The following is a 22044-nucleotide window of genomic DNA, read 5'->3' as shown; positions in this document are numbered from 1 at the left end:
TCCACCCCTACTCCAACCACCACCGGCCCGCCCTTGGTTTGGGGGGCGCCCTCCCGGCGCTCCTCGCCCTGGCAGCGGGCTTCGAGCGCCGTCTCCCGTCGGGGTGATTCGGGGTGGTGTCGCGCATTGCGTTTGCAACACGTTCGGTGTCGTGCATAGTGAGATCTACTGGACCGAGAAGTCCGAGGGGCACATCGCTCGGCACGGAGTGACACCGGAGCAGGTCGAGCAGGTCGTCTTCACACGCCCGCACTGGTTCACCGCCGGACGTGGTGGTTCGACGCTCTGTCTCGGAGTGACGGATGCCGGGCGTCACCTGTTGGTGGTGCTGGTGGACAGTGCGGCCGTCCGGTCGGCCTGGTACTGCGCCACGCGAGCACCGAGAGGCGCTTGTTCCTCAAGCGGACGAGTTGAGGTGGAGATGACTGATCACGGCGGGGCCGACGAGACGGTCGCCGAGTACTACGACACGCACGAGCTGACCGAGGAGGAGATCGCGAGCGCCGAGCAGGGACCGGTCCGGGAGGCGGAGTCGGTGATGATCACGACGTCCCTCCGGCTCCCGAAGCCGGTGATGGACGAGGTCCGCAGAAGGGCCCGGGCGCGCGGGGTCAAGCCGACCGCGATCATGCGGGAGTGGATCGAAGCGGCGATCGCGGACCAGGAGGCGTCGGTGCCGCTGAGTGTGATCACCGCTGCCGTGGCCGAGTACCAGCACCGCACGGCGTCCTGACGGCTCCGGTCAGGCGGTGAGGGCGGGGAGGGGGGTGGCGGTGGTGCGGTGGGCGAGGGCCCGGGTGTAGCGGTGGAGGAGGAGGCGGGCGACCTCGGGGGCGGCGCCGAGGACGTCGGCGAGGAGGTCGCTGCCGGCGTCGGCGGCGGCCTCGGCGATGCGGTCGGGGAGGCGGCCGGGGGCGAGCAGGTAGGGGGAGACCGCGGTGCGGCGGACGCCGGGCCGGCGGCGGAGCGCGCCCAGGGCGTCCGGCACCCGGGGGCCGGCGGCGGAGGCGTACGCGACCTCGACGGCGGCCCAGCCCCGGCTGCGGCGCCAGGCGTCGGCGAGGGCCCGGGTGGCGGCGTCGGCGGCGGGGTCGGAGGAGCCGGCGGCGGCGAGGACGATGCCGGTGCCCGCCCGGACGGCGGGGGAGGCGGTGTCGAGGCCGGTGTCGGCGAGGCGCCGGTCGAGTGCGTCGAGCAGCAGCGGGGAGGGGCCGAGGACGTCCGCGACGGGGAGCCGGCCGGCGCCGGCCTCGTGCAGGGCGGCGGGGATGTCGTGCTTGGCGTGGTAGGCACGGTTGAGCAGAAGCGGGACGGCCACGGCGTCGTCGAGCCGGGCGGTGACCTGGGGGATGCGCGGGGCGCAGTGGTCCAGGTAGGCGGTGGCGGTCTCCAGCCCGGGGCGCAGTGCGCGGACCCGGTCGACCAGCGCGGCGACGGTGGCGGCGTGCCGGGGGTCGCGGCTGCCGTGGGCGATGAGCAGCAGCGCGGGGCCGCCCGCCGCCGCCGGGGTGGCGGGGGCGGCGGACAGCCTGCGGTCGTGCGTGCGGTGCATGCGCGGGTGCCCTACTTGACGGAGGCCAGCAGGCCGCGGTTGCGCAGGACGCGGCGCTCGATCGGGGCGAACACCAGCAGTTCGATGGCGATGCCGACGAAGAGGATGAGGATGATGCCGAGCAGGACGCCGGGCATGTCGGAGAACTCGCGGGAGTTCTCCAGGTACCGGCCGAGGCCGAGGCCGAGGTCGGGGGAGGAGGCGACGAGTTCGGCGGCCATCAGGGAGCGCCAGGAGAAGGCCCAGCCCTGCTTGAGGCCCGCGATGTAGCCGGGGAGGGCGGCGGGCAGCAGGATGTGCCGGGCGCCGGTGAGGCCGGAGGCGCCGAGGGTGCGGCCGGCCCGCAGGAACAGCGGCGGCACCTGGTCGATGCCGGCGACCAGGCCGTTGGCGATGGAGGGGACGGCGCCGAGCAGGATGACCGCGTACATCATCGAGTCGTTGATGCCGAGCCAGATGACGGCGGCGGGCACCCAGGCGACCGAGGGGAGGGACTGGAGGCCGGAGAGCACGGGGCCGAGGGCGGCCCGGATCGGCTTGACCCGGGCGACCAGGAGGCCGATCGGGGTGCCGATGGCGACGGCGACGACGAAGCCGGAGATGCCGCGCCAGACGCTGGTCCAGATGATCGAGAACAGCGTGCCCTGGCTCCAGAGCTCGCCGAAGGAGGCCGCGACGTCGGCAGGGCTGGGGAGCTTGTAGGAGCTGGTGAGCTCCAGGCTGTAGGCGCCCTGCCAGACGGCGAGGACGAGCAGCACGCCGAGCAGCGGGGGCAGCACCTTCTGCCGCAGCACCTCGCCGGTGGAGCGCTTCTCGACGACGACGGTGTCCAGCGCGTCCAGGCCGGCTTCGACACCGGCAGTGTCGGCGGCGGGGGCGCGCTTGTCGAGGACGGGGGTGGTCTCAGTGCTGGCCATGGCGACGGATCTCCCCACGCAGTTCTTCGGTGATCTCGATGGACAGGTCGGCGACGCCGGTGGATTCGATGCGGCGCGGCTGCGGCAGGTCGATCCGCCATTCGCGGGCGACCCGGCCGGGGCGGGAGGAGAGCAGGACGACGCGCTGGGCGAGCCGGACGGCCTCGCGGACGTTGTGGGTGACGAACAGGACGGTGAGCTGCCGTTCGGCCCAGATCCGGGTGATCTCGTCGTGCAGGACGTCGCGGGTGATGGCGTCGAGCGCGGCGAAGGGCTCGTCCATCAGCAGCACGGAGCTGCCCTGGGCGAGCGCGCGGGCCATCGCGACGCGCTGGCGCATGCCGCCGGAGAGCTCGTGCACCCGCTTGTCGTACGAGCCGCCGAGGCGGACGAGCTCGAGCAGGCGCTCGGCCTCGGCGCGGCGCTCGGCGCGGGGGACGCCGTTGAGCCGGAGGGAGAGTTCGATGTTCTTGCCGGCGGTGAGCCAGGGGAAGAGGGCGTGCTCCTGGAACATCAGCGCGGGCCGGCCGCCGGACACCTCGATGGTGCCCTGGCTGGGCTTGTCGAGTCCGGCGACCAGGTTGAGCAGGGTGGACTTGCCGCAGCCGGACGCGCCGAGCAGCGTCACGAACTCGCCGGGCGCGACGTCGAGGGTGATGTCGTCCAGGACGTGGGTCGCGGCGCCGGCGCGGCCGAAGGACTTGTGCACGTGCGAGAGCCGGACGGCATGGGCGCCGCCCCGGGCCTCGACGCCGGGAGCGTCTTCCGAGGTGGTCAGTGCCGGGGTCATCCGGGCACCTCCTGCTTCTGGGGGCACCTCCCGGCCGGGGCCGGGGGGCGGTCATGGGCCCCTCCCCGCCGTCGGCGGGCGGGGAGGGAGGTGGCGAAGTGGGAGCCGGGGTCCGGCCCCGCCCGGCCCGTGACTGGGCATCGACCGGGCGGGCGGGGGTCCGGACCGCGGAGCTTGAGCGCAGCGGCGCCCCTACCCGTGGTGCGAGTCGGTGGTGCGGTGCGCTACTTGGTGCCGAGCCCGGCGTCCGCCACGGGGCTCTGGCCCTTGGCCTGGAGGACCTTGTTGAGCAGGGTGAGGTCGTAGATGCCGTTGAGGTTCGGCTTCTTGAGCAGGCCGGCGGTCACAGCGTTGTCGGCCTCCTTCTGGAGGGTGCCGGCGAGCGGGTCGTCCAGGAAGTCGATGTCCTGCCAGGCCGGGTCGAGGACGGCCGGCTCCAGCGCGTTGCCGGCCTCCTTCTTGATGGCCTCGTTGGCGATCGACTTGGCCTTGTCGGGGTTGGCCTTGATGAAGGCGTTGGTGTTCACCGAGCCGCGCAGGACGGCCTCGACCACGTCCGGGTGCTCCTTGAGGAACTTCTGCGAGACGATGATGTTGGTGATCACGAACTTCTTGTCCGGCCAGAGGTCCTTCTCGTTGAGGAGGACCTTCGCCCCGAGGGTGACCAGCTTGGAGGCGGTCGGCTCGGGCACCCAGGCGCCGTCGATGGATCCCTGCTTGTAGGCGTCCGGGGTGACCTTGTTGTCCGAGCGGACGACGGAGACGTCGCCGGCGCCGGACTGGGCGTCGACCTTGTAGCCCTTGCCGGCCAGGTAGTTGAGGAGCGCGACGTCCTGGGTGTTGCCGATCTGCGGGGTCGCGATCTTCTTGCCCTTGAGGTCGTCCAGGGTGGCGATCTTCTCGGGGTTGACCACCAGCTTGACGCCGCCGGAGGCCGAACCGCCGATGATCTTCAGGGACTTGCCCTCGGACTTGGTGTAGCCGTTGATGGCCGGGGAGGGGCCGATCCAGCCGATGTCGATGGAGCCGGCGTTCAGCGCCTCGATCTCGGCCGGTCCCGCGTTGAAGACCTGGGTCTTGATCTGGGTGCCGCCGAGCTCCTTCTGGAGGATGCCCTCCTGGAGGCCGACCAGCGCGGTGCCGTGGGTCAGGTTGGCGAAGTAGCCGATCTTCACCGTGTCCGCGGAGAGCTTCGCGGCGCCGGAGGAATTCGCGGCGGCAGCGGCGTTGTTGGGCTTGTTGTCCTCGCTCTTGGAGCCGTAGCCGCAGGCGGACAGCAGGGCGACGGCGGTCAGCCCGGCCACGGTGGCGGCGGCGGAGCGTCTGATCCGGCCGGCGGCGGGGCGGGGCCGGCTATGCGCGGAGGCGTGGTGCTGTGCCATGGGTGCGTCCTGTTCTGGACGGGACCGCCGGGAGGCGGTCTCGGGGCGGGAGTTCGGAAGGTTGTGCTTGCGGCATCGGGCGACGCCGGGCAAGCCGGGTCGGCGCCTGCTGTGGGAAGGCGCCGGCCCGGTGACAGGGGATCAGTGCCCCTGTCGGCCCACACATCGGGTCAGGCCGCCCTGGCCGCTGCCGAGGACGCCGCTGCCGATGCGGCCGCCTTCCTTGTCCATGCCCGAGAACGCCTCGCTGGGCATCAGACCCAGTCCTCCTCGTCGGGTACGTCGGTGGTCGCCGTGCCGGGCACGGCCCCGAAGGCCTCGCCCGCCATGCCGGCGGTGAGAGTGGTGCCGTCGGCCGGGTCGATCAGCAGGAACGATCCGGTCCGGCGGTTGGCGCTGTAGTCGTCGAGCGACAGCGGCTCGGCGGTGCGCAGCACCACGTGGCCGATGTCGTTGACCTGGAGCCCCTCGGTACCGGGGCGCCGGTCGAGGCTGTCGATGTCGATCCGGTACGAGATCTCCTTGACCAGCGCGCGCACGGTGCGGGTGGTGTGCTTGAGCAGCACCTTGGCACCGGGGAGCAGCGGGCGCTCGCTGAGGTGGCAGACCGTCGCCTCGACGTCCTTGGTGGGCACCGGGGCCGGGCCGGCCGCGAGCAGGTCGCCGCGGGAGACGTCGATGTCGTCGGCGAGCCGGACGGTGACCGACTGGGGGGCCCAGGCGATGTCGGTGGACCGGCCGAGCGCGTCGATCCCGGCGACGGTGGTGGTGCGCCCGGACGGCAGGACCGTCACGGCGTCGCCCACCCGCAGCACGCCGGAGGCCAGCTGGCCGGCGTAGCCGCGGTAGTCGGGGTGCTCCTCGGTCTGCGGGCGGATCACGTACTGGACCGGGAAGCGGGCCGGCTCCTCGCTGGGGTCGCTGCCGACCGGCACGGTCTCCAGGTGCTCCAGCAGGGTGGGGCCGCCGTACCAGTCCATGTGCGCGGACGGCTCGACGACGTTGTCGCCGGCCAGCGCCGAGATCGGCACCGCGACGACGTCCTTGACGCCCAGCGAGGCCGCGTACGCGGTGAACTCCTCGGCGATGGCCGCGAAGACCGGCTCGGCGTAGCCGACCAGGTCCATCTTGTTGACGGCCAGGACGACGTGCGGCACGCGCAGCAGCGCGGCGACGGCGGCGTGCCGGCGGGTCTGCTCGACGACGCCGTTGCGGGCGTCGACCAGCACGACGGCGAGCTCGGCGGTGGACGCGCCGGTCACCATGTTGCGGGTGTACTGCACGTGGCCCGGGGTGTCGGCGAGGATGAACCGCCGCCGCGGGGTGGCGAAGTAGCGGTACGCCACGTCGATGGTGATGCCCTGTTCGCGCTCGGCGCGCAGGCCGTCGGTGAGCAGGGCGAGGTCCGGGGCGTCCTGGCCGCGGTTGCGCGAGGCGTGCTCCACGGCCTCCAGCTGGTCGGCGAGCACCGACTTGGAGTCGTGCAGCAGCCGGCCGACCAGGGTGGACTTGCCGTCGTCGACGGATCCGGCGGTGGCGAAGCGCAGCAGCGAGGTGGCGCTGTTCTCGACGGTGGTGCTCATTAGAAGTATCCCTCGCGCTTGCGGTCTTCCATCGCGGCCTCGGAGAGCTTGTCGTCGGCGCGGGTGGCGCCGCGCTCGGTGAGGCGGCTGGCGGCGATCTCGGCGATGATGTCGGCGTTGGTGGCGGCCTCGGACTCGACGGCGCCGGTGCAGGACATGTCGCCGACGGTGCGGTAGCGGATCAGGCGCCGCTCGACCGTCTCGTGCTCCTTGGGCCCGCCCCAGTCGCCGGCGGTCAGCCACATGCCGTTGCGCTGGAACACGTCGCGGTGGTGGGCGTAGTAGATCTCCGGGAGCTCGATGCCCTCCCGCTCGATGTACTGCCACACGTCCAGCTCGGTCCAGTTGGAGAGCGGGAAGACGCGCACGTGCTCGCCGACGGCGTGCCGGCCGTTGTAGAGCGACCACAGCTCGGGGCGCTGGCGGCGCGGGTCCCAGGCGCCGAACTCGTCGCGCAGGGAGAACACCCGCTCCTTGGCGCGGGCCTTCTCCTCGTCGCGCCGGCCGCCGCCGAAGACCGCGTCGAAGCGGTTGCGCTCGATGGCGTCCAGCAGCGGGACGGTCTGCAGCGGGTTGCGGGTGCCGTCGGGGCGCTCGCGCAGCCGGCCGTCGTCGATGAAGTCCTGCACGCTCGCCACGTGCAGCCGCAGGTTGTGCCGGGCGGCGGTGCGGTCCCGGTACTCGATGACCTCGGGGAAGTTGTGGCCGGTGTCGACGTGCAGCAGCGAGAACGGCACGGCGGCGGGCCAGAACGCCTTCAGCGCCAGGTGCAGCATGACGATGGAGTCCTTGCCGCCCGAGAAGAGGATCACCGGGCGCTCGAACTCCCCCGCGACCTCGCGGAAGATGTGCACCGACTCGGCCTCCAGCGCGTCCAGGTGGGACAGCGCGAAGGGGGTGTCGTCGGCGTGCACCAGGTTCTGGGTCGCGGTCGTCATGCGAGGCCCCTCTCGGTCAGGAAGGCGTGCAGCTCGGCGGCGGACTCGGCCACCGCGCGGTCCCTGGTCTGCAGGCGCAGCTCGGGGTCCGCGGGCGCCTCGTACGGGTCGTCGACACCGGTGAGGCCGGAGATCTCACCGGCGGCCTGCTTGGCGTAGAGGCCCTTCACGTCGCGCTCGGCGCACAGCTCGACCGGGGTCGCGACGTGGATCTCCAGGAAGTCGGTGCCGTGCTCGGCGTGCCGTGCGCGGACGGCGGCCCGCGAGTCGGCGTACGGGGCGATGACCGGGGCCAGCACCTTGACGCCGTTGGCGGCCAGCTTCTCGGCGACGAAGCCGATCCGGGTGACGTTGGTGTGGCGGTCCTCGCGGCTGAACCCGAGGCCCTTGGAGAGGAACTCGCGGATCTCGTCGCCGTCGAGGACCTCCACCCGGTGGCCCTCGGCGCGCAGCCGCTCGGCCAGCGCGAAGGCCAGCGTGGTCTTGCCCGCGCTCGGCAGACCGGTCAGCCACACCGTGGCGCCGCGCTCGCAGGGGACGGCCCGGCGGGCCGCCTCTGCGGCTCCGTCGGCGGCCGGGGTGGTGGCTGTGGTCACGGTCGGTTCTCCTGGGTGGTGGTGGCGGGTGGTCAGAGGTGGATGCCGCACTCGGTCTTGCCGAGCCCGGACCAGCGGCCGGCCCGGGCGTCCTCGCCCTCGCCGGGCTTGCGGGTGCACGACAGCGGCGAGCAGCCGATGGACGTGTAGCCCTCCCACAGCAGCGGGTTGAGCAGGACGCCGTTGGCGTTGACGTAGGCGTCCACGTCCTCCTGCGTCCAGCGGGCGATCGGCGCCAGCTTCACCTTGCGGCGCTTGGCGTCCCAGGCGACCACCGGGGTGTTCGCACGGGTCGGCGACTCGTCGCGGCGCAGCCCGGTGGCCCAGGCGTCGTACCCGCCGAGGCCGCGGTTGAGCGGCTCGACCTTGCGCAGGGCGCAGCAGAGGTCCGGGTCGCGGTCGTGCAGGTTCGGCCCGTACTGGGCGTCCTGCTCGGCGACCGTCTGGCGCGGCGTCAGGGTGATGACGTTGACCGGCAGGACGGCGGCCACGGCGTCCCGGGTGCCGATGGTCTCGGCGAAGTGGTAGCCGGTGTCGAGGAACACCACGTCCACGCCGGGCAGGACGGTGGACGCGAGGTGGGCCACGACGGCGTCCTCCATCGAGGAGGTGACGCAGAACCGCTTCCCGAAGGTGTCGGCGGCCCACTGCAGGATCTCCTGCGCGTCGGCCTCCTCCAGCTCGCGGGCCGCCTCGGCGGCGAGCCGCTCGTGGTCGACGTCAGTCGCGCTGGTCATGTCCGGTACCCCCGTGGGTGGTCGACAGCAGGCCGAGGAACTTCAACTGGAAAGCCCGGCGGCAGCCGTGGCATTCCCAGGCGCCGTGTCCGGCCTCGGACGGGCGCAGATCCTCGTCCCCGCAGTAGGGGCAGTGGAAGGGTGCGGCACGCTCGCTCACGACAGCTGCTCCTCGCTCGCGCGGGCCGCCCACTGGGCGAAGCGCTCGCCCTCGGTGCGGTCGGCGCGGAAGCGGGTCAGCACGCGCTCGACGTAGTCGGGCAGGCCGTCCTTGGTGACCTTCAGGCCGCGGACCTTGCGGCCGAAGCCGGCCTCCAGCCCGAGGGCGCCGCCGAGGTGGACCTGGTAGCCCTCGACCTGGTTGCCCGCGTCGTCGGTGACCAGCTGGCCCTTGAGGCCGATGTCGGCGACCTGGATGCGGGCGCAGGCGTTCGGGCAGCCGTTGATGTTGATGGTCAGCGGCTCGTCGAAGTCCGGCAGGCGCTCCTCCAGCTCGTCGATGAGCGTGCGGCCGCGCTCCTTGGTCTCGACGATGGCGAGCTTGCAGTACTCGATGCCGGTGCAGGCCATGGTGCCGCGGCGGAACGGCGACGGGGTGACCCGCAGGTCCAGCGCCTCCAGGCCGGCGACCAGCGACTCGACGCGGTCCTCGGCGATGTCGAGGACGATCATCTTCTGCTCGGCGGTGGTGCGCAGCCGGTCGCTGCCGTGGGCGGCGGCGAGGTCGGCGACCTGGCCGAGCAGCTTGCCGTCGACCCGGCCGACCCGCGGGGCGAAGCCGACGTAGTAGCGGCCGTCCTTCTGCCGGTGCACGCCGACGTGGTCGCGCCAGCGGCCGGAGGGCTCCTTCGGCGCGGGGCCGTCGACCAGCCGGTACTTGAGGTACTCGTCCTCCAGGACCTGGCGGAACTTCTCCACGCCCCAGTCGGCGACCAGGAACTTCAGCCGGGCGCGGTTGCGCAGCCGGCGGTAGCCGTAGTCGCGGAAGATGCCGATGACGCCGCCGTAGACGTCCGCGACCTCGTCCAGCGGGACCCAGGCGCCCAGCCGCACGCCGAGCTTGGGGTTGGTGGAGAGGCCGCCGCCGACCCACAGGTCGAAGCCGGGGCCGTGCTCGGGGTGCACCACGCCGACGAAGGCGATGTCGTTGATCTCGTGGGCGACGTCCAGCAGCGGGGAGCCGGAGACGGCGGACTTGAACTTGCGCGGCAGGTTGGAGAAGTCCTTGTTGCCGATGAAGCGGCGCTGGATCTCGTCGATGGCGGGCGTGCCGTCGATGATCTCGTCCTCGGAGATGCCGGCCACCGGGGAGCCGAGGATGACGCGCGGGGTGTCGCCGCAGGCCTCGGTGGTGGACAGGCCGACGGCCTCCAGCTTCTGCCAGATCGCCGGGACGTCCTCGATCCGGATCCAGTGGTACTGGACGTTCTGGCGGTCCGTGAGGTCGGCGGTGTTGCGGGCGTACTGCTCGGAGACCTCGGCGATCGCGCGGAGCTGGGCGACCGTCAGCCGGCCGCCGTCGATGCGCACACGGAGCATGAAGTACTCGGCGTCCAGCTCGTGCGGGTCCAGGATCGCGGTCTTGCCGCCGTCGATGCCCTCCTTGCGCTGGGTGTACAGACCCCACCAGCGCATCCGGCCGCGCAGGTCGGCCGGGTCGATGGAGTCGAAGCCCCGGTGCGCGTAGATCGTCTCAATGCGTGTCCGCACATTGAGACCGTCGTCGTCCTTCTTGAACTGCTCGTTGGCGTTCAGGGGGGTGAAGTGCCCCATGCCCCACTGGCCCTCGCCGCGGTGACGGGTCACCTTGCGAGCGGCGGCGGGTCGGCGCGCGGCGGGGCGCTCGGCCGTGGGCTCGGCGGTCTCGGGGGAGGTGGCCATGGTGAAGTCCTTCGGGGCAGGTGGCTCTGGCGCCGGGTGGTTCGCTGGGCGGTGCTCGGCGGTTCGGTGCTGCTGTGACCTGCTGGTTCATCAGGGCCGGGAGGAGCAGAGACCGTGGCCGGTGGGCGCCTGCGCGTCCGCGTCAGCGGGGACGGCGAGGGTGGTGGCGCCGGGTGCGGTGGTGGCAGCGGGGTGTGGCTCAGGTCACCGGACAGATGGCGCTGGACACGCGAAGGAGATCGACGTGGAGTCGACCTACTAGGGTGGTTCCGGCGCTCGGCATGGCAAGAGATTCGCACGGGGACCGACTCGCGGTCCACTAACGTCCGTATTCTGGACGCAAAGATGTCGCATTCCGAGACGGATCGGCATCGCCGCCGCTCGCCGGAGAGTACCCCCGGCCCGAGCCGGAGTTCGCATCACAGCCCGGGGAGATCAGTGCAGCGCCCCCGGCCCGATACCGTTAGCCCTGTGCAAGCAGCAGGCGATACGACCCGACCGAACCCCGAGCGGCCCACCCGGCGACGGGGCAAGGGCTCACGGCGCGCGGCCAAGCAGGTCACCTGGCGCAGCACCGCCTGGGAACTGATCAAGGACACCACCAACACCTGCGTCGAGTACCGGGTCACCGGCCTCGCCGCGGAGGCCGCCTTCTTCACCCTGCTGTCGATCCCGCCCCTGCTGCTCTGCCTCGCCGGCACCCTCGGCTACCTCGACGAGCTCCTCGGCGCCGGCACCATCGACAAGCTGAAGCAGGACATCGTCTCGGCAGCCGGGACGGTCCTCTCGGAGTCCTCCATCCAGCAGGTCGTGGTGCCGCTGCTGAACGACGTCTTCGACCACACCCGGCCGGACCTCATCTCGATCGGCTTCCTGCTCTCGCTCTGGTCCGGCTCCCGGGCGCTCTACATCTTCATCGACACCATCACCGTCATGTACGGCCTCGACGGCAAGCGCGGCATCGTCAAGACCCGGCTGATGTCGCTGCTCCTCTATCTCGGGGCCCTGGTGATCGGCTCGCTGGTGCTGCCGCTGCTGGTCGCCGGGCCCGGGCTGGTGGTCGCCGCGGTGCCGGACGCGGCCGGGCTCGTCAACGCGCTCTACTGGCCCGCCGCGATCCTGCTGCTGATCGTCTCCCTCACCACCCTCTACCACCTGGCCGTCCCGGTCTCCACGCCCTGGCGCGAGGACATCCCGGGTGCCCTGGTCGCCCTGGTCGTCCTGGTGGTGTGCAGCGTGCTGCTCCGCCTCTACCTGGTCAGCTCGGTCGAGGGCCCCTCGGTGTACGGCTCGCTGGCCGCGCCGGTCGCCGTCCTGCTGTGGATCGGCGTGGTCGCGCTCGCCGTCCTCATCGGCGCCGCGATGAACGCCGCCATAGACCGCCGCTGGCCCACCCTGGAGACCGCCGACGCCCGCGCCGAGAACGAGCGCGCCCACGAGGAGGCCGCCGCCGCGGTGGTCCGCGAGGTCGCCGCCCGGCGCGCCGTCGAGCGGGCCCGGCGGGCGCGCGAGCTGGGCCTCGCCGAGGGGACGGAGGAGGAGTCCTGGGAGGCGGACGAGGCCGACGACCTCGACGTGCCCTCCGAGTACCCCGAGCGCTGGGCCGACGTCATGGCCGCCGAGAACGTCCGCGGCCGGATCACCGCGCGCGGCAGCGGCCCGCACCACCGGCCCACCCCGCCGCCGCCGGACAGCGACCGGCCCGCCGCGCCGCCGCCGGACTGGACGATCCCGAGCCGGCCGCCCCGGCCCCCGTGGGACCAGCAGCGGTAGAAGAGAGGGGTGCCCGTCGGGGTGCCCGGCGGCGGCCGACCCGAGGTCCGCGGGCGGCCGACCGCCCGGTCGGCGGGGCGGACGCGGGGTGGCGGGAAAACCGGTTGGCAGGGGGCGGGGCGTTGGCTAGCGTGTGATCAGTTCGGTTCGCGGGCCCTTCCCGCGGGCCCCGGAGAGAAGCAGGAGGTGGGCCCGATGGCTGTCACCGTCGTCGCCGCTGCCCGGCGCAGCGCTCACGCACCCCACCTCACCCTCCCGGCCGCCGGCTGACGCCGACTCCTCGCGCGCAGCCGCAGCCCGCCGGGACAGCATTCCTCCCGAAGGGCCCACCGCGTTGTTCGACGCCGCTTTCACCACCCCCACCGTCAACTCCGTCCTGTCCGGACACGGCTGGACGCCCGAGCTCGAAGAGCTCTTCACCCCGCTCGCCGAGGCCGGTCTCGTCGCCGGCCGGATCACCCGCGTCGACCGCGGCCAGTGCGACGTCGTGCTGGCCGACCCGGAGACGGGCGGGCTGCGTACCGTCCGGGCCGACACCCGGCAGGTCGGCGACGCGGACCTGATCAACTGCCCGTGCACCGGCGACTGGGCGGCCGTCGACCTGGCCGCCGCCCCGATGCCGGCCGTCGCGGCCCTGCTGCCGCGCTCCACCGCGATCATCCGCAAGGTCTCCGGCAAGCGCTCGGACGGCCAGGTGCTCGCCGCCAACGTCGACACCGTGCTGATCGCCGCCTCGCTGGCCGCCGAGCCCGACCTCGGCCGGATCGAGCGCTTCCTCGCCCTGGCCTGGGAGTCCGGCGCCGAGCCGGTGGTCGTCCTCACCAAGGCCGACCTCGTCGACGACGCCGAGTACATCCGGGCCGACGTCGAGGCGATCGCGCCCGGCGTCACCGTCCTGGTGGTCAGCGCCGAGACCGGCGAGGGCGTCGACGTGCTGCGCGCCTGCACCCCGGGCAGCACCGCGCTGGTCGGCCAGTCCGGCGTCGGCAAGTCCACCCTCACCAACGCGCTGGCCGGCGCCGACGTGATGACCGTCCAGGCCACCCGCTCGGTCGACGAGAAGGGCCGGCACACCACCACCACCCGCGAGCTGATCCCGCTGCCCGGTGGCGGAGTGCTGATCGACACCCCCGGCCTGCGCGAGGTCGGCCTCTACGGCGGCGAGGGCCTGGCGATGGCCTTCAGCGAGATCGAGGACCTCGCCGAGCAGTGCCGCTTCCAGGACTGCAGCCACCGCAGTGAGCCCGGCTGCGCGGTCGCCGCCGCCCTCGCGGACGGCACTCTGGCCCAGCGCCGGATGGACAGCTACCTCAAGCTGCAGCGCGAGAGCGAGTGGATCGCCGCCCGCTCGGACGCCCGGCTGGCCGCCGAGCGGGTGCGGAAGTGGAAGACGATCACCAAGTCGATGCGGGGGCTGCCCGTGAAGCGCTGACCGCCGCGCCCTGCCCGGGCACCCCGCCGCCTGCGGGGTGCCCCGGCACGGCGACGCCTTGGGACGGGGCCGGGACCGGGACCTGCGGGTTCGGCCTGGGGCTCGGGGCCTGAGGGCTCGGGCCTGGGGCTCGGGGCCTGAGGGCTCGGGCCTGGGGTCCGAGCCGGGTTCGGAACGGCCCGGGGCGAGCCGCCGGACGCCGGCGGGGCCGCTCAGCGCAGGTCGGCGACCAGGCGGAAGCGCTCCAGCACCACCGGGGTGCCGTCGTCCACCGTGAACCCGGGGTCGCCCATCGCGGCGCGCAGCTCGGCGCCGTGCCAGAAGCCCTCGTGGTCGGTGCGCCACTGCGCCACGGTGGTGTGGCCCTCGCCCTCGTCCACCGCGTGCGCGAGATCGACCTCGCGGAGCGGCACGACCCGGACGCCGGTCACCTCGATGACCGCGACCGGGCGCTCGTCCGAGTCGACGACCACCGAGCGGGCGCCGACCTCGGGCAGCGGCTCGCCCTCGCGCTCGTACTCGGTGAGCAGGCCCGTGGTGCTGGTCTTCGAGCCGTCCAGCACCGCCGCGACCAGCCGATCGCGCAGCGGGCCGGGGAAGGCGAACAGGGCGGGGGGCAGCTCGGCGTACGGTTGCTCGGTCATCCGCGCAGGCTATCGACGGCGCGGGCGGTTCGGCCACGGAATTTCGGCGGGCCGCCCGGGCCGCGACGGCCCTGTCCGATATCCGCCAGTCGGGGCGCCCCGGGTGGCGCAGACTGGACAGCGTGATCGACGACGACATCCGCTACCGGGCCGTGGACAGCCGGGACTCCCGCTTCGACGGGGTCTTCTTCACGGCCGTCACCACGACCGGCATCTACTGCCGCCCGAGCTGCCCCGCGGTCACCCCGAAGCGGGTCAACTGCACCTTCTACCCCAGTGCCGCCGCGGCCCAGGGCGCGGGCTTCCGGGCTTGCCGCCGCTGCCGGCCGGACTCGGTTCCCGGCTCGCCCGAGTGGAACCACCGCGCCGACCTGGTCGGCCGGGCGATGCGGCTGATCGGTGACGGTGTGGTCGACCGGGAGGGCGTCGCCGGCCTCGCCCAGCGCCTCGGCTACAGCTCCCGCCAGCTCCAGCGCCAGCTCACCGCCGAACTCGGCGCCGGCCCGATCGCCCTGGCCCGCGCCCGGCGCGCCCAGACCGCCCGGCTGCTGCTGCAGACCACCGAGCTGCCCGTCACCGAGATCGCCTTCGCGGCGGGCTTCGCCAGCGTCCGGCAGTTCAACGACACCGTGCGCGAGGTCTACGACCGCACCCCCAGCGGGCTGCGCGCCGAGGTCGCGTCCGGCCGCCGCACCGCCACCCCGGCGGGCGGGCTGACCCTGCGCCTCGCCTACCGGGGGGCCCTGGACAGCGACCACCTGATCGACTTCCTCGCGCTGCGCGCCGTGCCCGGCGTGGAGGAGGTGGTCCCCGGCGGACGGCCCGGCGTGCGCACCTACCGCCGCACCCTCGCGATGCCGTACGGCCACGGCATCGCCGAGGTCGACGGGCTCGCCCCGGGCGACCCCCGGACCCGCGGCTGGCTGGACTGCCGGCTGTTCCTCACCGACCTGCGCGACCTGCCGACCGCCGTGCAGCGGCTGCGGATCCTCTTCGACCTGGACGCCGACCCCGACGCCGTCGACGAACAGCTCGGCGCCGACCCGCTGCTCGGCCCGCTGGTCCGGGCCCGCCCCGGACTGCGCTCGCCCGGCCACGTCGACCCGCACGAGCTGGCCGTCCGCGCCGTGCTCGGCCAGCAGATCACCGTCGGCGCGGCCCGTACGCTGGCCGGACGGCTCGCCGCGAAGTACGGCACCCCGCTGTCCGAGGCCAGCGGCGGGCTGCGGCTGCTCTTCCCGACCTCCGCGGCGCTCGCGGTGGCCGAGCCCGAGGACTTCGCGATGCCCGCCGCCCGGCGGCGCGCCCTCACCGGGCTCTGCGCCGCCCTCGCCGAGGGAGCCGTCCGGCTGGACGGCGGGGTGGACCGCGAGGAGGCCGCCGCCCAGTTGCTCGCCCTGCCGGGCATCGGGCCCTGGACGGTCGGCTACCTGCGGATGCGGGCGCTGGCCGATCCGGACGTGTTCCTGGCGGGCGATGTAGGTGTCCGGCACGGGCTGCAGCGCCTCGCCGCGCACGCCGACGGCGCGTCGGCCGACGGCGGGGCGGCCGGGGACGTGCGGGCGTGGGACGCGCGGGCCGCCACCGCGGCGGCCGGGGCCTGGGCGCCGTGGCGCTCGTATGCCGTGCACCGGCTCTGGGCCGCGTCCGCCGCGTCCGCTTCGTCCGCCGAAGCCCCGGCGGCGCCTGCCTCCGCCGCATCCGGCACGGCCGTCGCCGCGACCACCGACCACTGAGAACGGAGCACCGCCATGACCGCCACCACCGTGTACACCACCATGGACAGCCCGCTCGGCCTGCTGCTGCTCAGCGGCGTCCGGCCCGAGGAGGGCGCCCCGGCCGCCCTGGCCGCCGTCACGCTGCCCGGGCAGAAGGGCGCCCGAGGCGAGCCGGCCGAGGACTGGGTCCACGATCCGGCCGCGCTGTCCTCAGCCGTGGAGCAGCTCACCGCCTACTTCGCCGGGCAGCGCACCACCTTCGACCTGGAGCTGGCGCCAGTCGGCAGTGACTTCCGCCGGAGGGTGTGGGCGGCCCTGGACACCGTCCCGTACGGCGAGACGGTCACCTACGGCGAGCTGGCGGCGCTGGCCGGGGCCTCCCCGCAGGCGGTGCGGGCGGTGGGCGGCGCGGTGGGGGCGAACCCGCTGCTGGTCATCCGCCCCTGCCACCGGGTGATCGGCGCCAACGGCGCGCTGACCGGCTTCGCGGCCGGGGTGGACGCCAAGCGCTGGCTGCTCGGGTTGGAGAGCGGCGCCCTGTTCTGACCGCTCCGCCGACGGGCCGCCCGGCACGGGTACGCCGGGCACCCCCTCGGCCGGGGCGGTCCGCTCTCGGGGCGGGCTGCCCCGGGCGGGCCGGTCAGGACTGGTCGAGGGCCCGGGCCAGGCGTTCGAGGCCGGGCAGGGCGGCCGCCACGGCCTCGCGGTCCGCGGGGGAGAGGCTGCCGAGGGCGTCGGCGATCCGGCGCTCGTGGGCCTGCTGCCAGTCGGCGAGCTGGCGGTGGCCGGCCGCGGTGAGGGCGATCCGGGCGGTGCGGCGGTCGCCCGGGTCGGCCTGGCGGTCGACGAAGCCGGCGTCGAGGAGCTTGCCGACCAGGCCGCTGACGGTATTGGGGGCGAGCCGCTGACGGGCCGCCAGTTCGCCGACCCGGAGCGGTTCGGCGGCCAGTGTCTGGAGCAGTTCGACCTGTGCCATGGGCAGCGACTCCCACGGGTAGTCGGTGCGGATGCTGCTCCGCAGCGCCCGCCGCAGCCGGGTCACCGTGTCGGTGAGCTTCCGGGCGGACTCGGCGGCGTCGGCGTCGGGAGCGGGCAGTGACGGCATGGCGGAAATCGTAGCGTCCGGGTGCGGGGCCTCCGGCGCCGGGCCGGGCGGCCGTTCGGTGGCGGATCGCAGGCCGTTCGATGGCGGAGGGACGGCCGTTCAGCGGCGGACGGGCGGCTGTTCGGTGGCAGAGAAGATCGGCCCAAGAACATATCGGTCTCCGATATATTGATCGGCATGGACACCTCCGCGCACCCGCTCAGCACCGGCCCCGGGGAGCGCGCGGAGACCGCCTGGCTGCCGTACCGCCAGTGGCTCGGCGTCGGCACGGTCTGTCTCGGCGCCTTCCTCGGGCAGCTCACCGCGAGCGTGACGGCCCTGGTGTTCCCGGCGCTCGCGCGGCAGTTCGACACCGGGCTCGCCGCGGTGGTGTGGGTGGCGCTGGCGTACCTGCTGGTGCTGGTCGCGCTGCTGGCGCCGGTCGGCCGGCTGTCCGACCGGGTCGGGCGCAAGGGCGTGTACCTGGGCGGGTTCGGGGTGTTCGCGCTCGCCTCGCTGGGCGCCGGACTCGCGGGCAGCCTCGCGGTGCTGGTCGTCTGCCGGGCGGTGCAGGCGGTGGGCGGGGCGATGATGCAGGCGAACAGCGTCGCGCTGGTCGCCCGCGGGGTGCCCGAGCGGTCGATGTGCCGGGCGCTGGGGATCCAGGCGGCGGCGCAGGGCCTCGGGCTGGCGCTCGGGCCGAGCCTCGGCGGGCTGCTGGTCGAGCACGCCTCCTGGCGGTGGGTCTTCTGGGCGAACGTGCCGATCGGGCTGCTGGGGCTGGTCGCCGGATGGTTCCTGCTGCCGGGGGACCGGAAGGACGCCCCGGCCGCCGGGCCGCCCGGCGGGCGCTTCGACCTGCTGGGCATGCTGCTGCTGGCCGGCTCCTCGACCGCCCTGCTGCTGGCGCTGTCCGCCGCCTCCGGACTCCCCCTGCCGGGCCCGGCGGTGGCCGTCCTGCTGCTCGCCGCCGTGCTCGGCACCCTCGCCCTGGTCCGGCAGGAGCGCCGGGCGACCCGGCCGCTGATCGCGCCGGGCCTGGTGAACACCCCGGGGGTGCGGCCGGGGCTGGCCGTCGCACTGATCGGCTACCTGCTGCTGTTCTGCCCGCTGGTGCTGGAGCCGGTGCTGCTGGCCGGCTCCGGGACGCCGGTGGCCGCGGCGGGCCTGGTGATCACCCTGCTGCCGGCCGCGTTCGCGCTCTCCGCGACCTTCGGCGGCGCCCTGCTGCCGCGCGGCCGGGGCGACGCGGTCCGCTGCCGCCTGGGTGCCGTGCTGGCCGGCGGCGGACTGGCCCTGCTGGCGCTGCTGCCCGCGACCCCGGCCGGGGCGGCGCTCCCGCTGCTGGTGGCGGGCACCGGGCTGGGCCTGCTGCTGCCGGCCAACAACGCGCTGGTGATGCGGGCGGTACCCGCGCAGTCCGCGGCGGTCGGCGGCGGCATGGTCAACACGGCCCGCAGCCTCGGGACGGCGCTCGGCACCGCGCTGCCGGTGCTCGGGGTGCACCTCGCGGGCGCGGCGGCGGGCGGCCGTACGGTGCTCGCCCTCCTCGCGGCGGTCGCGTTCGCGGCGCTGCGGCTGGTCCCGCGCGGCGACGGACGGGACGGCGGACGTGTCGGCGACCCGCGTGCCGGCGACCCGCGTGCCGGCGACCCGCGTGCCGGCGACCGACGGGACGGCGGACGCAGGCGCGCCGTCCCCGGTGCCGGGAACGCCGCGGCCGGGGCGCGGACATCCCGCACCCCGGCCGGCCGTGCGGTCAGGAGGCCGGGGCCCCCGGCTCCGCGCCGCGCTCCTTGAGCATGTCGGTGATCAGCCCGATCTCCGAGGTCTGCCCGACCACCATCGACTGGGCGAGCCGCTTCTCGGCGTCGTTGGCCGCCACCGCGACGTAGCCCCGGGCCATCTCCACCCCGCCCTTGTGGTGCTCCAGCATCAGCTGCAGGAAGTACACCTCGGCGTCCCGCCCGCTGAGCGTGCGCAGCTTCGCCAGCTGGGTGGTGGTGGCCATGCCCGGCATCAGCGAGCCGTCGTGCGGCTCGTAGGCGTGGTTCATCCGCATCCAGGCCATCGGCTTGTCCGGCGAGCGCTGCGGCAGCCCCCACTGGTCGAGCCAGCCCATCATCATGCCCCGCTGGTTGGCCTGGGTGTTGATGATGTCGAAGGCCAGGGTGCGGGTCGCGGTGTCCTCGGTGCGGTCCCGGACGACGAACGACAGGTCGACGGCCTGCTGGTGGTGGATGGCCATGTCCCGGGCGAAGCCGGCCTCGGGGGAGTCGCCGGCCGGGACGCCGGCCGACGCACCGGCGGAGGCCGAGGTGCCGCTCGCCACCAGGGCGGGCACCCCGAGGGCGAGCGCCAGTGCGGCGGCCAGCGCCGCCGGCCACCACAGCCGCCCGCGCCGGGACGGCTGCGCGGCCCCGGCGGTGGCGTCCGGGTCGGCCGCGTCCGCGCCGGTGGCGTCCGCGTCGGCCGTCACATCGCCCCCATGGTGCAGGAGGCGCCCGGCTCCTGGGTCTGCTGGCCCTGGACGTACTTGGTGAAGAAGGCCTCCACCCGCGGGTCGGAGGCGCTCTCCACGACCAGCTGGGTGCTCCAGGCGCTCAGCGTGATGGTGCCGGACTCCTCCGGGTACGGGCTCATCAGCGAGTACGGGGTGGCCTTGACCTTGTCGGACAGCGCCTTGACGTCCTCGGGCTTGGCCTTGTCGTTGTACGTCACCCAGACCGCGCCGTGCTCCAGCGAGTGCACCGCGCGCTCGTTCTCGACCGGCTTGTCGTAGACGGTGCCCATGCAGTCGAGCCAGATGGCGTTGTGGTCGCCGCCGACCGGCGGGGTCTGCGGGTAGGTGACCTTCTCCTTGACGTGGTTGCGGCCGAGTTCGCCGAAGGTCTGCACGCCGTCGATGGGTGCGGCGGCGGCGGCCTCCTTGGCCTTCTTCTCCTTGTTGGCGTCGACCACGATCCAGGTGCCGGTGCCGATCGCACCGATCACCAGCACGCCGCCGACCAGGGCGGCGATCAGCTTGTTGCGGCGCTCGCGGCGCACCTCGGCGGCGCGCAGCTCGGCTATCCGGGCGCGGCGGTCGAGGCCGGCCTGCTTGGCGCTCACCTTGCCGGCGGTCTTGCCGGGCTTGTTGGACTGCTTCGAGGCGGAACCCATGTGGTGTCCTTGTCCCCGCCGGCCGGGGGGCTCGGCGGTCAGCTGAGAGGGGGAGAGGGCAGCGGATCCGCGCCGGTCCGGCCGTTCGCGCCGTGTGGCGGGACGGTGGCCGGGGCCGGGCGGTGGGTTCCGCTCAGGACCGGTGGACTTGCAGTTCGTGCAGGTCGGGCGCCGGGTGCGGGCCGACCAGGAGCCCCGCGGGCAGGACCCGGGGGAGCGCCTCGGGTGCCGCCGGCCGCGTCGCGGCGGCGGGCTGGGGCTGCGGCGGCGGGTTGGGGAGCTGGGCGTCCTGCCCGCAGTACGGGTGGCTGGAGCAGTTGTTGTGCGACGGCGGCGTGCCGTCGGCGGTGCACCAGGTCCAGTGCCGGCGGTCGGGGGCGGGGCCGCGGTCGCCGTGGTGCGCCGTGCCGGGCCGGTCGGCGGCGGAGTCCGCGGACGGTCCGACGACGGTGGTCGGTGCGGCGGCGGCCTGGGCCCCGCGTTGCGCCTCCACCGCCTTGGCGTGCCCCGCGCAGGGCAGCGCGGTCAGTACGGCGACCAGCAGCAGGACCCACAGCGCGCCGGCGGGGCGGCCCGCGGGTACGGTCCTCCCCGGCCAGAGTGCCTTGGGCGCCGACGCGGTCATGCGCACATTTAATCAGCCGAACGGGTGAATGCGATGCCCCTCCTCGGGCCCCGTTTTCCGGGCCGGCAGCCGCCCGACAGGCCCGAAACACCCCGGAAACGCCCTGCCCGGGACAGACCCGGCAAGCCCGGACGGAACGGAGAACCCGCCCGCACCCGGACCGCCGCCGTGACCGTCCTCACGGTCCGCACCCGGACGCGCGGACGGGCGCACCATGATGGACCCATGCGCGCCGCCCGACTCATCAAGATGGTCCTGCTGCTCCAGAACCGCCCGTCGATGACCGCCCGCGAGCTCGCCGACGAGCTGGAGGTCTCCGAGCGGACGGTCACCCGGGACGCCGCGGCGCTCTCCGAGGCCGGCGTCCCGGTCTACGCCGACCGCGGCCGGGCGGGCGGCTACCGGCTGCTCGGCGGGTACCGCACCCGGCTCACCGGGCTGGCCCGCGGCGAGGCCGAGGCGCTCTTCCTCTCCGGCGTGCCCGGGGCGCTGCGCGACATGGGCCTGGAGGACGCGGCCTCGGCGGCCCGTCTGAAGGTCTCCGCCGCCCTGCTGCCCTCGCTGCGCGACGCCTCCGGCAGTGCGGCCCGGCGCTTCCACCTGGACGCCCCGCGCTGGTACCACGAGCCGCAGACCCCGCCGCTGCTGGCGGACGTCGCCGAGGCGGTCTGGGCCGACCGGCTGGTGCTCGCCCGCTACCGCAAGCAGGGCGGCGAGGTGGAGCGCGAACTCGCGCCGTACGGGCTCGTGCTGAAGGCCGGCGTCTGGTACCTGTGCGCCGGTGCGGGCGGGCACGTGCGGGTGTACCGGGTGGACCGGCTGACCACGGTGGCGGCGACCGAGGAGCACTTCGAGCGGGACCCGGAGTTCGACCTCGCCGCGTTCTGGGCCCGGCACTCGGAGGAGTTCGCCCGCTCGCTGCTGCGCGCGAGCGTGGTGCTGAGGCTCACCCCCGAGGGCGTCCGGCTGCTGCCGCGGCTCACCGACCCGGCCGCCGCCCGCGAGGCGCTGGCGGCGGCCGGGTGGCAGGAGGGCGACGCGTCGGTCACCGTCACGCTGCCGGTGGAGTCCGCGGACGTGGCGTACGGCCAACTGCTCGCCGGCGGGCCGGAGGTGGAGGTGCTGGAGCCGGCCGCGCTGCGCGAGCGGTTCGCCCGGGCGGCGCGGCGGACGGCGGAGCTGTACGGGCCGTAGCGCGTCTGCGGCGATGCGCGACGGGTGGGCCGGCAC

The 22044-nt window shown here is 74.2% G+C and carries 23 protein-coding genes; 7 read left to right on the top strand and 16 right to left on the bottom strand.

Annotated features, from left to right (window positions below; genetic code table 11):
• Window positions 1-421: 421 nt before the first annotated feature.
• A complete protein-coding gene (locus ACWGB8_RS30565) occupies window positions 422-733 on the top strand; it encodes a CopG family antitoxin (RefSeq protein WP_452216866.1) in 312 nt (103 codons plus the stop codon).
• 9 nt (window positions 734-742) lie between these two features.
• On the opposite strand, the gene ACWGB8_RS30560 is transcribed toward ACWGB8_RS30565, so the two are convergent.
• The 11 genes from ACWGB8_RS30560 to ACWGB8_RS30510 all read right to left on the bottom strand — a co-directional run bounded on the left by ACWGB8_RS30560 (window position 743) and on the right by ACWGB8_RS30510 (window position 10659).
• Complete coding sequence (locus tag ACWGB8_RS30560; protein WP_452216865.1) at window positions 743-1552, bottom strand: sirohydrochlorin chelatase; 810 nt, start codon at window positions 1550-1552, stop codon at window positions 743-745.
• Between the two features lie 11 nt (window positions 1553-1563).
• Window positions 1564-2469 (bottom strand): ABC transporter permease, encoded by a 906-nt coding sequence (locus ACWGB8_RS30555; RefSeq protein ID WP_452216864.1) that lies wholly within the window; start codon window positions 2467-2469, stop codon window positions 1564-1566.
• Window positions 2456-3259 (bottom strand): ABC transporter ATP-binding protein, encoded by an 804-nt coding sequence (locus tag ACWGB8_RS30550; RefSeq protein WP_452216863.1) that lies wholly within the window; start codon window positions 3257-3259, stop codon window positions 2456-2458. The genes ACWGB8_RS30555 and ACWGB8_RS30550 overlap by 14 nt, the downstream gene beginning before the upstream one ends.
• 224 nt (window positions 3260-3483) lie before the next feature.
• Entirely contained in the window at window positions 3484-4641 is a 1158-nt protein-coding gene (locus ACWGB8_RS30545; RefSeq protein WP_452216862.1) for an aliphatic sulfonate ABC transporter substrate-binding protein, read from the bottom strand.
• A 254-nt stretch (window positions 4642-4895) separates the two neighbouring features.
• Complete coding sequence (locus ACWGB8_RS30540; RefSeq protein WP_452216861.1) at window positions 4896-6224, bottom strand: sulfate adenylyltransferase subunit 1; 1329 nt, start codon at window positions 6222-6224, stop codon at window positions 4896-4898.
• On the bottom strand, window positions 6224-7162 hold the full coding sequence (cysD, locus tag ACWGB8_RS30535; protein WP_452216860.1) for a sulfate adenylyltransferase subunit CysD: 939 nt from the start codon (window positions 7160-7162) through the stop codon (window positions 6224-6226). Before cysD ends, ACWGB8_RS30540 begins: the two co-directional genes overlap by 1 nt.
• Window positions 7159-7758, bottom strand: coding sequence for an adenylyl-sulfate kinase (gene cysC, locus ACWGB8_RS30530; protein WP_452216859.1), 600 nt, complete (start codon window positions 7756-7758; stop codon window positions 7159-7161). The genes cysD and cysC overlap by 4 nt, the downstream gene beginning before the upstream one ends.
• A 32-nt stretch (window positions 7759-7790) precedes the next feature.
• Window positions 7791-8495 (bottom strand): phosphoadenylyl-sulfate reductase, encoded by a 705-nt coding sequence (locus ACWGB8_RS30525; RefSeq protein ID WP_452216858.1) that lies wholly within the window; start codon window positions 8493-8495, stop codon window positions 7791-7793.
• Window positions 8479-8655, bottom strand: a complete 177-nt coding sequence (locus tag ACWGB8_RS30520) for a hypothetical protein (RefSeq protein WP_452216857.1) — start codon at window positions 8653-8655, stop codon at window positions 8479-8481. Before ACWGB8_RS30520 ends, ACWGB8_RS30525 begins: the two co-directional genes overlap by 17 nt.
• Entirely contained in the window at window positions 8652-10376 is a 1725-nt protein-coding gene (locus ACWGB8_RS30515; RefSeq protein WP_452216856.1) for a nitrite/sulfite reductase, read from the bottom strand. The genes ACWGB8_RS30520 and ACWGB8_RS30515 overlap by 4 nt, the downstream gene beginning before the upstream one ends.
• Before the next feature lie 199 nt (window positions 10377-10575).
• Complete coding sequence (locus tag ACWGB8_RS30510; protein ID WP_310593185.1) at window positions 10576-10659, bottom strand: putative leader peptide; 84 nt, start codon at window positions 10657-10659, stop codon at window positions 10576-10578.
• Between the two features lie 188 nt (window positions 10660-10847).
• Between ACWGB8_RS30510 and ACWGB8_RS30505 the strand changes: the two genes are divergently transcribed.
• Together ACWGB8_RS30505 and rsgA are read left to right on the top strand one after the other, a co-directional pair.
• A complete protein-coding gene (locus ACWGB8_RS30505) occupies window positions 10848-12149 on the top strand; it encodes a YihY/virulence factor BrkB family protein (protein WP_452216855.1) in 1302 nt (433 codons plus the stop codon).
• 334 nt (window positions 12150-12483) lie between these two features.
• Entirely contained in the window at window positions 12484-13581 is a 1098-nt protein-coding gene (gene rsgA, locus ACWGB8_RS30500) for a ribosome small subunit-dependent GTPase A (protein WP_452216854.1), read from the top strand.
• Window positions 13582-13793: 212 nt separating this feature from the next.
• On the opposite strand, the gene ACWGB8_RS30495 is transcribed toward rsgA, so the two are convergent.
• Window positions 13794-14225, bottom strand: a complete 432-nt coding sequence (locus tag ACWGB8_RS30495) for an ASCH domain-containing protein (RefSeq protein ID WP_452216853.1) — start codon at window positions 14223-14225, stop codon at window positions 13794-13796.
• A gap of 122 nt (window positions 14226-14347) precedes the next feature.
• On the opposite strand from ACWGB8_RS30495, the gene ACWGB8_RS30490 reads away from it, so the two are divergent.
• Both ACWGB8_RS30490 and ACWGB8_RS30485 read left to right on the top strand, forming a co-directional pair.
• Entirely contained in the window at window positions 14348-15961 is a 1614-nt protein-coding gene (locus ACWGB8_RS30490) for an AlkA N-terminal domain-containing protein (RefSeq protein ID WP_452216852.1), read from the top strand.
• Between the two features lie 15 nt (window positions 15962-15976).
• Window positions 15977-16489, top strand: a complete 513-nt coding sequence (locus ACWGB8_RS30485; RefSeq protein ID WP_452216851.1) for a methylated-DNA--[protein]-cysteine S-methyltransferase — start codon at window positions 15977-15979, stop codon at window positions 16487-16489.
• 94 nt (window positions 16490-16583) lie between these two features.
• Here the strand turns inward: ACWGB8_RS30485 and ACWGB8_RS30480 are convergent, their stop codons facing one another.
• On the bottom strand, window positions 16584-17048 hold the full coding sequence (locus tag ACWGB8_RS30480; RefSeq protein ID WP_452216850.1) for a MarR family winged helix-turn-helix transcriptional regulator: 465 nt from the start codon (window positions 17046-17048) through the stop codon (window positions 16584-16586).
• Between the two features lie 177 nt (window positions 17049-17225).
• On the opposite strand from ACWGB8_RS30480, the gene ACWGB8_RS30475 reads away from it, so the two are divergent.
• Complete coding sequence (locus ACWGB8_RS30475; RefSeq protein WP_452216849.1) at window positions 17226-18827, top strand: MFS transporter; 1602 nt, start codon at window positions 17226-17228, stop codon at window positions 18825-18827.
• Here ACWGB8_RS30475 and ACWGB8_RS30470 read toward each other — a convergent pair.
• The 3 genes from ACWGB8_RS30470 to ACWGB8_RS30460 all read right to left on the bottom strand — a co-directional run bounded on the left by ACWGB8_RS30470 (window position 18787) and on the right by ACWGB8_RS30460 (window position 20814).
• Complete coding sequence (locus tag ACWGB8_RS30470) at window positions 18787-19506, bottom strand: DUF305 domain-containing protein (protein ID WP_452216848.1); 720 nt, start codon at window positions 19504-19506, stop codon at window positions 18787-18789. The genes ACWGB8_RS30475 and ACWGB8_RS30470 overlap by 41 nt on opposite strands.
• Entirely contained in the window at window positions 19503-20189 is a 687-nt protein-coding gene (locus tag ACWGB8_RS30465; protein WP_452216847.1) for a DUF3105 domain-containing protein, read from the bottom strand. The genes ACWGB8_RS30470 and ACWGB8_RS30465 overlap by 4 nt, the downstream gene beginning before the upstream one ends.
• Before the next feature lie 133 nt (window positions 20190-20322).
• Window positions 20323-20814, bottom strand: coding sequence for a hypothetical protein (locus ACWGB8_RS30460; RefSeq protein ID WP_452216846.1), 492 nt, complete (start codon window positions 20812-20814; stop codon window positions 20323-20325).
• A gap of 225 nt (window positions 20815-21039) precedes the next feature.
• Here ACWGB8_RS30460 and ACWGB8_RS30455 point away from each other — a divergent pair, with 225 nt between their 5' ends.
• Window positions 21040-22008 carry a helix-turn-helix transcriptional regulator gene (locus ACWGB8_RS30455; RefSeq protein WP_452216845.1) on the top strand — a complete coding sequence of 323 codons (969 nt, stop codon included), beginning with the start codon at window positions 21040-21042 and terminating at the stop codon, window positions 22006-22008.
• Window positions 22009-22044: the final 36 nt, after the last annotated feature.

The sequence above is a fragment of the Kitasatospora sp. NPDC054939 genome (genome assembly GCF_053610105.1).
This window is presented reverse-complemented; position numbering and strand designations above follow the sequence as displayed.